At 70.6% G+C, this 11,794-nt stretch carries 6 protein-coding genes; all 6 read left to right on the top strand.

Annotated features, from left to right (window positions below; genetic code table 11):
- Window positions 1–870 (top strand): ABC transporter ATP-binding protein (locus EST92_RS27765; protein ID WP_254069058.1); only part of this gene is annotated, 870 nt, incomplete at its 5' end.
- Between the two features lie 424 nt (window positions 871–1,294).
- Entirely contained in the window at window positions 1,295–3,574 is a 2,280-nt protein-coding gene (locus EST92_RS27760; protein WP_129283490.1) for a M4 family metallopeptidase, read from the top strand.
- Between the two features lie 287 nt (window positions 3,575–3,861).
- Window positions 3,862–5,490 (top strand): M4 family metallopeptidase, encoded by a 1,629-nt coding sequence (locus EST92_RS27755; protein ID WP_129283489.1) that lies wholly within the window; start codon window positions 3,862–3,864, stop codon window positions 5,488–5,490.
- 812 nt (window positions 5,491–6,302) lie between these two features.
- On the top strand, window positions 6,303–8,306 hold the full coding sequence (locus EST92_RS27750; RefSeq protein ID WP_129283488.1) for an alpha-1,4-glucan--maltose-1-phosphate maltosyltransferase: 2,004 nt from the start codon (window positions 6,303–6,305) through the stop codon (window positions 8,304–8,306).
- Window positions 8,303–10,021: a maltose alpha-D-glucosyltransferase gene (gene treS, locus EST92_RS27745; protein ID WP_129283487.1), complete on the top strand. Its 1,719-nt coding sequence runs from the start codon at window positions 8,303–8,305 to the stop codon at window positions 10,019–10,021. Before EST92_RS27750 ends, treS begins: the two co-directional genes overlap by 4 nt.
- Window positions 10,022–10,352: 331 nt before the next feature.
- Window positions 10,353–11,794, top strand: a 1,442-nt coding sequence (locus EST92_RS27740; RefSeq protein ID WP_129283486.1) for a maltokinase, incomplete at its 3' end; no start/stop codon positions are given.

Genomic DNA, 11,794 nt, shown 5'->3' with positions numbered 1-11,794 from the left:
CAGGAGCTCGGCGAGCGCCGAAGTGGCCGCCCCTTCCGCCAGATACGCGCGGCGCGCCCGTCGCAGATACCACCGGAGCCCGCCCAGCAGCCCGCCCCGGCGCCCGCCGTACCCGCCGACGACCGGATCGACGTCACGGCCGTGCACTACGCCTACGACCACGGGCACGACGACGTGCTGCGCGGCGTCGACCTGACCGTCCGCCCCGGCGAACGGCTGGCTCTGGTCGGCCCGTCGGGGGCCGGGAAGTCGACCCTGGGGCGGCTGCTGGCAGGGATCGACGCCCCGCGCAGCGGCTCGGTGACGGTCGGCGGGGCGCCGGTCGCGGCGCTGGATCCGGACGTGTTGCGCCGGCAGATCGTCCTGGTGACCCAGGAGCACCATGTGTTCCTGGGCACCGTCCGGGACAATCTGCGGCTCGCCGCGCCCGGGGCCGACGACGCCGCGCTGCACGCCGCGCTGGCCGCCGTGGGAGCCGAGTGGGCCGGGGAGCTGCCGGCCGGTCTGGGCACCGAGCTGGGCGCCGGCGGGCACCGCCTCGACGGTTCGCAGTCGCAGCAACTGGCCCTGGCCCGGGTGGTGCTGGCGGATCCGCACACCCTGATCCTGGACGAGGCGACGGCGCTGCTCGACCCGCGGACGGCCCGGCACACCGAGCGCGCCCTGGCCGCCGTGCTGCGGGGGCGTACGGTCATCGCGATCGCACACCGGCTGCACACCGCCCACGACGCGGACCGGGTGGCCGTCATGGAGGGCGGCCGGCTGACCGAACTCGGCACCCACGACGAGCTGGTGGCGGCGGACGGCGCCTATGCCGCACTGTGGCACTGCTGGCACGGCCGGGGCCCCGCCGCGCCGGACGCGACGTGAGCCGGTCGTCCCGGGTGCGGATCCGGACGGCCGTGAGCTGCGGTTCGAGCCGTTCCGGAGCCCGGGAGCACGGGAGCGGCGTATCCGCCGATCACGGACCGTCCGGCTTCCGGACACGGATTTCGGGCAACGGACGGTTTCCGGCCAATTAGTTGAACGGAGCCTGACAACAAGCCACGTGAGGTGGGACTCTTCCCCGCAACCGCCGCACGGACCCCCACCGCACCAGCCGCCGCGGCAGCGTTTTCCTCAGCACCACCCGCTCCACCGGCAACGCCACGTATCACTGGCACGCCGCGTATCACCCGTACGTCTCCCCCCACACGCTCCAAGAGTTCTGCCTCGCTCTGCCCGGACGGCCGATGGGCCGCCTGGTCCCCCTCGGCCGCCCCGTCACGTCGCGGCCACCGCAGAAGGAGTCAGCGTGAGACGCACCCCCCATGGACGCGCCGTTGCGACCGGCGCACTCGTCGCCGTCACGGCGATGCTGGCCGTCGGTGTCCAGGCCGGCACCGGTACGGCGGCCACCCCGCGGCCGGGCACCACGCATGCCACGCCCCGGCCCGGCGCACTGCCGGCCAAGCTGTCCCCGTCCCAGCGTGCGGAGCTGATCAGGGCAGCGAACGCCACCACGGCACGGACCGCCCGGGAGCTGAAGCTCGGGGCGAAGGAGAAGCTGGTCGTCAAGGACGTCTCGAAGGACGTCGACGGCACCGTGCACACCCGCTACGAGCGCACCTACGAGGGACTGCCCGTCCTCGGCGGTGACCTCGTGGTGCACCAGAGCAAGGGCGGCGCGCTCAAGGGCGTCACCAAGGCCGTCCGCTCCCAGCTCAAGGTCGTGAGCACCACCGCGAAGGTGCACCCGGCCACCGCCGAGGCGAAGGCCGTGTCGTCGGCCCGGGCGCTCGGCTCGACGAAGACCGAGGCCGCCAAGGCACCGCGCAAGGTGATCTGGGTCGCCGACGGCAAGCCGCTGCTCGCGTACGAGACGGTGGTCGGCGGGCTCCAGGACGACGGCACGCCCAACCAGTTGCACGTCATCACGGACGCCACGACCGGCGCCAAGCTCTTCCAGTACCAGGGGATCGAGCAGGGCGTCGGCAACAGCGAGTACAGCGGCAAGGTCAACTTCGGCACGTCGGGCTCGGCGCCCAACTTCTCGATGACCGACCCGACCCGCGGCAACCACAAGACGTACGACCTCAAGCACGGTTCGTCCGGGACGGGTTCGCTGTTCACCGACGCCGACGACACCTGGGGCGACGGCACCGCGCAGAACGCCCAGACGGCCGGTGTCGACGCGGCCTACGGCGCCCAGGTGACCTGGGACTACTACAAGAACGTGCACGGCCGCAGCGGCATCCGCGGGGACGGCGTCGGCGCCTACTCCCGCGTCCACTACGGCAACAGCTACGTCAACGCGTTCTGGGACGACGGCTGCTTCTGCATGACGTACGGCGACGGCTCCGGCAACGCCGCCCCCCTGACCTCCATCGACGTGGCCGGCCACGAGATGTCGCACGGTGTCACCGCGGCCACCGCGAACCTCACCTACAGCGGCGAGTCCGGCGGTCTGAACGAGGCGACCTCGGACATCTTCGGCACCTCGGTCGAGTTCTACGCCAACAACTCCGCCGACCCCGGTGACTACCTCATCGGCGAGAAGATCGACATCAACGGCGACGGCACCCCGCTGCGCTACATGGACAAGCCGTCCAAGGACGGCGCGTCGGCGGACTACTGGTCGAGCAACGTCGGCAACAAGGACGTGCACTACTCGTCCGGTGTCGCCAACCACTTCTTCTACCTGCTGTCCGAGGGCAGCGGCCCGAAGGACATCGGCGGCGTCCACTACGACAGCCCGACCTTCGACAACCTGCCGGTCCCGGGCATCGGCCGGGCCAACGCGGAGAAGGTCTGGTTCAAGGCACTCAGCCAGTACATGAGCGCCAACACCAACTACGCGGGCGCCCGCGACGCCACCCTGAAGGCCGCGGCGGACCTCTTCGGCCAGGGCAGCGCGTCGTACAACACGGTCGCCAACACCTGGGCGGCGGTCAACGTCGGCTCGCGCGTCCCGGACGGCGGCGGGGTCACCGTCACCAACCCGGGCAACCAGTCCAGCACCGTGGGCCAGGCCGCCAGCCTGCAGATCAAGGCGACCAGCGGCACCGCGGGCGCGCTCTCGTACGCGGCGACCGGGCTGCCCGCCGGGCTGTCGCTCAACACGAGCACGGGTCTGATCTCCGGCACGCCGACCACGGCCGGCACCAGCAATGTGACGGTCACGGTCACCGACGCCGCGAAGAAGACCGGGACGGCCGCCTTCACCTGGACGGTCAGCACCTCCGGTGGCGGCAGCGTCTTCGAGAACACCGACGACGTGGCGATCCCGGACGCGGGCGCGGCGGTCACCTCGCCGATCAACGTCGGCCGCAGCGGCAACGCCCCGAGCACGCTCAAGGTCGGCGTCGACATCGTCCACAGCTACCGCGGTGACCTGGTCATCGACCTGATCGCCCCGGACGGCACCGCCTACCGGCTGAAGAACGCCAACCCGTTCGACTCGGCGGCGAACGTGAAGACCACGTACACCGTCAACGCCTCCTCCGAGAAGGCGAGCGGCACCTGGAAGCTGCGGGTGCAGGACATCTACGCGGAGGACAGCGGCAACATCAACAGCTGGAAGCTCACTTTCTGACCAACTGCCGCACCAAAGAGTCACCTTGGTGTGACATAAGCGGGCCGTCAGTTCGAGCCACCTGGCAACGGGCCTGCTGAGCACGGCGATTGGGCGTCGTCCCCGGGTCACCGGGGGCGACGCCCCTCTCCGTTATACGAACCGCGATCACCACTCTACGGACGATTTCCAGCCAACCTGTGAACAGCCTCCTGACATGCACGCGTTCGAATGGCAGTCTTCCCGAACGCACGTCACACCCGCATCGCTTTGCACCCCCACCACTTGGCAAAGTTGAAGGAGCACGCGTGACCCCCCGCATATCTCGCAAGACCCGTGTGACCGGTGGCGCCATCGCCGCCGCCGCTCTGCTGGCCGCCGGTATCGCCGGCACCGCAGGAGCCTCCACCGCCCCGGCCCCCACCAAGGACGGTTCACCCCTCAAGCTCAGCGCCTCGCAGCGCACCGAGCTGCTGCGCGACGCCGGCGCCGCGAAGGTCCAGATGGCCAAGGAACTCGGCCTGGGCTCGCAGGAGAAGCTGGTCGTCAAGGACGTCATCAAGGACGCCGACGGCACCACCCACACCCGCTACGACCGCACCTACGCCGGCCTGCCGGTGCTGGGCGGCGACCTGGTCGTGCACACCGCCAAGGGCGGCGCGGTCAAGGGCACCACCAAGTCGACCGAGAAGTCGATCAAGGTGGCCTCCACCACGGCGAAGATCGCCCCGACCGCCGCCGCGCAGTCGGCCCAGGGCTTGGCCGCGAAGTCGCTCAGCGCCAAGAAGGCCGACGCGCAGGCGCCCCAGAAGGTCGTCTGGGCCGCCTCCGGCTCGCCCGTCCTCGCCTACGACACCGTCGTCAAGGGCGTCCAGAAGGACGGCACGCCCAGCCGCATGCACGTCATCACCGACGCCAACAGCGGCAAGAAGCTCTTCCAGTACGACGACATCCGTACCGGCAAGGGCGAGAGCGAGTTCAGCGGCAGCGTCGACCTGGGCACCTCCAAGGAGGGCAGCGGCTTCACGCTGACCGACGCCGACCGCGGCGGTCACAAGACCGTCAACCTCGGCAACAGCGAGTCCGGTGAGGGCAAGGCCTTCACGGACGAGGACGACAAGTGGGGCACCGGTAAGCCCGACAACCCGCAGACCGCGGCCGTCGACGCCCACTACGGTGCGGCCGAGACCTGGGACTACTACAAGAAGGTCCACGGCCGCAACGGCATCAAGGGCGACGGCAAGGGCGCCACGTCCCGCGTGCACTACGGCAAGAACTACGTCAACGCCTTCTGGGACGACAGCTGCTTCTGCATGACGTACGGCGACGGCGAGGGCGACAAGGCCCCGCTCACCGCCCTCGACGTCGCGGCCCACGAGATGTCGCACGGTGTCACCGCGGCCACCGCCAAGCTGGAATACAGCGGTGAGTCCGGCGGCCTCAACGAGGGCACCTCGGACATCTTCGGCACCTCGGTCGAGTTCTACGCCAAGAACGACAAGGACCCGGGCGACTACCTCATCGGCGAGAAGATCAACATCAACGGTGACGGCAAGCCGCTGCGCTACATGGACAAGCCGTCCAAGGACGGTCAGTCGAAGGACTTCTGGGACTCCAAGACCGGGGACCTCGACCCGCACTACTCGTCGGGTGTCGCCAACCACTTCTTCTACCTGCTGTCCGAGGGCAGCGGCCCGAAGGAGATCGGTGGCGTCAAGTACGACAGCCCGACCGCGGACAACAAGAAGGTCGAGGGCATCGGCCGGGACAAGGCCGAGAAGATCTGGTTCAAGGCCCTGACCGAGTACATGACCTCGAACACCGACTACAAGGCCGCCCGCGAGGCGACCATCAAGGCTGCGACCGACCTGTACAAGGCCGGCAGCCCCGAGGTCAAGGGCGTCGAGGCCGCCTGGACCGGCGTCGCCGTCAAGTGACGCAACGAGCGGGAACGTGCTGAACGTGCCGGGGTGAGCCCACCCCGGAGCGGGCGGTGTCCGGAGACTTCCGGGCACCGCCCTCACGCGTTTCCGGGGCCGGGAAGCGTGCGGTGCCGCCGACCGGCGTGCCTGCGCCGGGCTCACGCGACGCCGGCTGGGCCGTGCCGAGCCGGGCCGAAGCGCCGCCGGCCGGCCCAGAAGCGCGGCGCGGGCGCCGCACCCCGCCCGCGCCACCGCCTCAACTCACCTCCCCTCCCGGGCATTTCCGGCCGGACGGAGACCGTTCACGGCTCCCGACCCGTCGCTCGATATGGCTGATTCCACCCCCTCATGCGCCCTTGTACGGACTACTTCCTGGGGGGAGGCTGCGAGGTGACGCCGACGGGCCCCGGCGCGACACCGGACATCCGCTCCACCGCAACTCCGCTGTGATCACACCGAGTTGAGGAGGCGAACCCGACCGTGTCAGCGCGGCTCCGCAAGCACCCGCGCGGGGGCGACGGCCCGTCCGCCGGGACGCGGCGGATCCGCGGTGCGGCAGCGGTGCACGGTCCGGTGGACCTCCCCGGCCACCCCTTTCGGGAAGGCCCGCCGGGAACACCGTGGTCCCCCCGCGCCGCACCTGCACACCGGATCCACCGGGGCACCGCCGGCCACAGACGGCCGGTGGAGCAGCACCCCGCCCCGCCGTGCCATCCGCCAGCCGAGTGAAAGCGGACAGGAGCGCCCATGCCCGCAGCCGTTCCCCTTGCCGTAAAGCGGATACAAAGGACAGAACCCCGCAAAGCACCACAAGCCCAGGTGAGCCCATGATCGGTCGCATTCCTGTTCTGGACATCCGCCCGCAGATCGATTGCGGCCGCCGCCCGGCGAAGGCCGTGGTGGGTGAGACCTTCGAGGTCTCGGCCACCGTCTTCCGCGAGGGGCACGAGGCGGTCGCGGCGAATGTGGTGCTGCGCAATCCGGCCGGCCGCTGCGGCCCCTGGACACCGATGCGGGAGCGGTCGCCCGGCACCGACCGCTGGAGCGCCGAGGTCACCCCCGCCGTCGAGGGCCGCTGGTCGTTCACCGTCGAGGCCTGGTCCGACCCGGTCACCACCTGGCGCCGGCACGCCGCGATCAAGATCCCCGCGGGCCTCGATTCCGAGCTGATGCTCACCGAGGGCGCCGAACTCCATGAGCGGGCGGCCGCGGAGGTCCCCAAGAGCGACGGGCGCGAGGCGGTGCTCGCCGCCGTGGACGCGCTGCGCAACCCCGACCTGCCCGCCGCCACCCGGCTCGCCGCAGCCCTCTCCCCCCAGGTCACCGAGGCGCTGGACCGCCATCCGCTGCGCGAACTGCTCACCGTCTCGCGCCCGATGCCGCTGGTCGTCGAGCGCCGGCGGGCCCTGTACGGCTCGTGGTACGAGCTCTTCCCGCGCTCCGAGGGCGCCACCGTCACCCCGGACGGCACGGTGGTCAGCGGCACCCTGCGCACCGCGGCCGACCGGCTGCCGGCCGTCGCCGCCATGGGCTTCGACGTGGTCTACCTCCCGCCGGTCCACCCCATCGGCAACGCCTTCCGCAAGGGCCCCAACAACGCGCTGTCGGCCGGCCCGGACGACGTCGGCTCGCCCTGGGCCATCGGCTCGGCGGCCGGCGGCCATGACGCCCTCCACCCCGACCTGGGCACCTTCGAGGACTTCGAGCACTTCGTGCGCACCGCCCGTGAGCTGCGGATGGAGGTGGCCCTGGACTTCGCGCTGCAGTGCTCCCCCGACCATCCCTGGGTCACCCTGCACCCCCAGTGGTTCTCGCACCGCGCCGACGGCTCCATCGCCTACGCCGAGAATCCGCCGAAGAAGTACCAGGACATCTACCCCCTCGCCTTCGACGCCGACTTCCGCGGGCTGGTGCGCGAGACCGAGCGGGTGCTGCGCTTCTGGATGGCCAAGGGCGTACGGATCTTCCGCGTGGACAACCCGCACACCAAGCCGGTGGCCTTCTGGGAGAAGGTGATCGGCGACATCAACCGCACCGATCCGGACGTGCTCTTCCTCGCCGAGGCGTTCACCCGCCCGGCCATGCTGCACACCCTCGCCCAGATCGGCTTCCACCAGTCGTACACGTACTTCACCTGGCGCAACACCAAGCAGGAGCTGACCGAGTACCTCACCGAGCTGTCCGGTGAGTCGGCGTCCTATCTGCGGCCCAACTTCTTCGTCAACACCCCGGACATCCTGCACGCCTACCTCCAGGAGGGCGGCCGCCCCGCCTTCGAGGTACGCGCCGTGCTGGCCGCGACGCTCGCCCCCACCTGGGGCGTCTACGCCGGGTACGAGCTCTGCGAGTCGACACCGCTGCGGCCGGGCAGCGAGGAGTACCTGGACTCGGAGAAGTACCAGCTCAGACCGCGTGACTGGGACGCGGCGGCGCGGGCGGGGCACACCATCGCCCCCCTGATCACCACCCTCAACCGCATCCGCCGCCGGCACCCCGCCCTGCAGCAGCTGCGCAATCTGCACTTCCACCAGGTCGACAACGACGCCGTCCTCGCCTACTCCAAGCGCGAGGGGCGCGGCGAGCGGACCGACACGGTGCTCACGGTGGTCAACCTCGACCCGCACCACACCCACGAGGCGACGGTGTCGTTGGACATGCCGGAACTCGGCCTCGGCCGGCACGAGTCCTTCCCGGTGCGCGATGAGCTCACCGGCGATACCTACCACTGGGGCAGGGACAACTATGTGCGCCTGGGGCCTGGCAGCTCACCGGCGCCCGCCCATGTGCTGTCGCTGCGACCGTCCTCACCGATCGGAGGGTCACCCAATTGATCGTCAATGAGCCCGTCCCCGACACCTTCGAGGACACCCCGGCCAAAGACCGCGATCCCGACTGGTTCAAACGGGCCGTCTTCTACGAAGTCCTGGTGCGCTCGTTCCAGGACAGCAACGGCGACGGCATCGGCGACCTCAAGGGCATCACGGCCAAGCTCGACTATCTGCAATGGCTGGGGGTGGACTGTCTCTGGCTGCCGCCGTTCTTCAAATCCCCGCTGCGGGACGGCGGTTACGATGTCGCCGACTACACCGCGGTGCTCCCCGAATTCGGCGATCTGGCCGACTTCGTGGAATTCGTGGACGCCGCCCACCACCGCGGCATGCGGGTCATCATCGACATGGTGATGAACCACACCAGCGACCAGCATCCGTGGTTCCAGGAGTCGCGCACCGACCCCGGCGGGCCGTACGGCGACTATTACATGTGGGCCGACGACGACAAGCAGTACGAGGACGCCCGCATCATCTTCGTCGACACCGAGGCCTCCAACTGGACCTTCGACCCGGTCCGCAAGCAGTACTACTGGCACCGCTTCTTCTCCCACCAGCCGGACCTCAACTACGAGAACCCGGCGGTCCAGGAGGAGATGATCTCCGCCCTGCGCTTCTGGCTCGACCTGGGGATCGACGGCTTCCGGCTGGACGCGGTGCCCTACCTGTACGCCGAGGAAGGCACCAACTGCGAGAATCTCCCCGCCTCGCACGCCTTTCTCAAGCGGGTCCGCGCGGAGATCGACACGCACTATCCGGACACCGTGCTGCTGGCCGAGGCCAATCAGTGGCCGGAGGACGTCGTCGACTACTTCGGCGATTACGGCGTCGGCGGCGACGAATGCCATATGGCCTTCCATTTCCCGGTCATGCCGCGGATCTTCATGGCGGTACGCCGCGAATCGCGCTATCCGGTGTCGGAAATCCTCGCCAAGACCCCGGCGATCCCGTCCGGCTGCCAGTGGGGCATCTTCCTGCGCAACCACGACGAGCTGACCCTCGAAATGGTCACGGACGAAGAACGCGACTACATGTACGCGGAGTACGCCAAGGACCCGAGGATGCGCGCCAATATCGGCATCCGCCGCCGGCTCGCCCCGCTGCTCGACAACGACCGCAATCAGATCGAGCTCTTCACCGCCCTGCTGCTGTCGCTGCCCGGCTCACCGATCCTCTATTACGGCGACGAGATCGGGATGGGCGACAACATCTGGCTCGGCGACCGGGACGCGGTGCGCACCCCGATGCAGTGGACGCCGGACCGCAATGCCGGCTTCTCCTCCTGCGACCCCGGCCGGCTCTTCCTGCCGACCATCATGGATCCCGTCTACGGGTACCAGGTCACCAACGTCGAGGCCGCGATGAGTTCGCCGTCCTCGCTGCTGCACTGGACCCGCCGGATGATCGAGATCCGTAAGCAGAACCCGGCGTTCGGGCTCGGCAGCTACACCGAGCTGTCCTCCACCAACCCGGCGGTCCTGGCCTTTCTGCGGGAGGCCCCGGGCACCGGCGGCGCGGACGACGACCTGGTGCTGTGCGTGCACAACTTCTCGCGCTTCGCCCAGCCCACGGAGCTGGATCTGCGGGCGTTCAGCGGCCGCCATCCGGTGGAACTCATCGGCGGTGTCCGCTTCCCGGCCATCGGGGAACTGCCGTATCTGCTGACCCTCGCGGGCCACGGGTTCTACTGGTTCCGGCTGCGCAAAAACTCGGGATAGGCCGCCGGCGCCCTGACCGGGCACGGGTTGCCGGGATCGACGCCCGTACGCGGCCGCATGGCGCGTACGGGCGTTTTTTGACCTTTCGCCCGGGCAGCCTCCCTACTACCGCACGGGCCGGGTGGGCCATCGTCGGTCCCCCCGGCCCCGCAGGGGGACACCGCGCAGCGGAACAGCACGGGCCCGAATTCCGCTGCCGTACGGACGCTCTCGCACGAGGCGCCCCCGGACTCCGTCTGGGGGTACCCCCACCGCGCCGCCGCACAGTCAAGGCCGCATTCCGGGACACTTAGCCCTATATGTCGTGTGCCCGGGGAAAGGACGCGACGCCATGTCGGACACCGCCTCGACCCGTGCCACCCGCCACACCCCTGATCGCCGCCCGCTCGCCACCGCACCCGATCTGCTGTCCTCGCTGGCCGCCCTGCTCACCGCATGGGTGCCCCGCCAGCGCTGGTTCGCCGGCAAGGGGCGGATGGTCACCGGCTTCTCCCTGCTCTCGGCGACCGAGCTGCTGCCGTGCACCACCGACGGCAGCGCGCCGGGTCTGCTGCATCTGCTCGTCCGCGCCCAGCAGAGCGCGCCGCCGAGCCGTACGCCGGCCGGCGACGACTGCTATCAGCTCCTGCTGGGGGTGCATCCGGCGCCGCCGCCGCAGCTGGCGCCCGCGGTGATCGGACGCCCCGGCGGCGGTCCGCTGAGCGGCCGCGCGGTCTACGACGCGCTGCTCGACAACCGGCTGTGCGGGCTGCTGCTGGAGCGGCTGCGGGTGCCGGGCCGGCTCGGCGCACTGCGCTTCTGCCGCGAGCCGGACGCCGTCATCCCCTCCGGGCTCCCGGCCCGGCCGATCGCCGTCGAACAGTCCAACTCCTCGATCGTGTACGGCGATTCCTTCATCCTGAAGGTCTTCCGGCGGATCGAGCCGGGCATCAACCCGGATCTGGAGCTGCCCCGGGCGCTGGCGGACGCCAAATGCGCGCGGGTGCCGGCGCCCGCCGCGTGGTGCGAGACGGCGGCCGCCGGGGAGGACGGCGAGGCGACCACGCTGGGCGTGCTCCAGCCGTTCCTGCCGGGCTCGGCGGACGGCTGGCAGCTGGCACTCAACGCGCTGGCGGTGCGGGCCGACTTCACCGGCTCGGCGCGGGCGCTCGGCCATGCCACCGCGGAGGTGCACACCGCACTCGCCCAGACGCTGCCGACCACCGAGCTGCGCCGCCCGCAGCTCGAAGCGATCGCCGCCCGGATGAACGAGCGGCTGGCGGCCACCGCGCGCGCCGTGCCCGTGCTGCAGCCCTACCGCGCCCGGCTGCGTACCGCCTTCGACGCGCTGGCCGCGCTCGGTCGGGACGGCCGCAGCTGGGCCGCCCAGCGCATCCACGGCGATCTGCATCTGGGCCAGACCCTGCGCTCCGCCGACGAGGGGCGCTGGTCGCTGATCGACTTCGAGGGCGAACCGGCCCGCCCGCTGGCCGAGCGGCGCCGGCTCCAGCCGGCGGTGCGCGACGTCGCGGCGATGCTGCGCTCCTTCGACTACGCCGCGCGCAGCGGACCGGCCGGCGCCGACCCCTGGGCCCTGGAGTGGGCGCGCCGCACCCGCGACGCCTACTGCCTGGGCTACGCGGAAGCCGGCGGGCTCGACCCGCGCTCGGCGCCCGAACTCATGCGCGCCTACGAGACCGACAAGGCCGTCTACGAGGTGCTCTACGAGGCCCGGCACCGGCCCGACTGGCTGGCCGTCCCGATGGCCGCCATCCGGCGGCTGGCCGCGGGCGG

The sequence above is a fragment of the Streptomyces sp. TM32 genome (assembly GCF_004122755.1).
Lineage (GTDB): Bacteria > Actinomycetota > Actinomycetes > Streptomycetales > Streptomycetaceae > Streptomyces > Streptomyces sioyaensis.
The sequence above is the reverse complement of the archived record's forward strand: the minus strand, read 5'-3'. Positions and strand labels throughout refer to the sequence as shown.

What these genes read in the sequence shown, in the direction of transcription:
- EST92_RS27750 (WP_129283488.1), top strand. Translation starts at nt 6,303, where the DNA reads ATGATCGGTCGCATTCCTGTTCTGGACATCCGCCCGCAGATCGATTGC.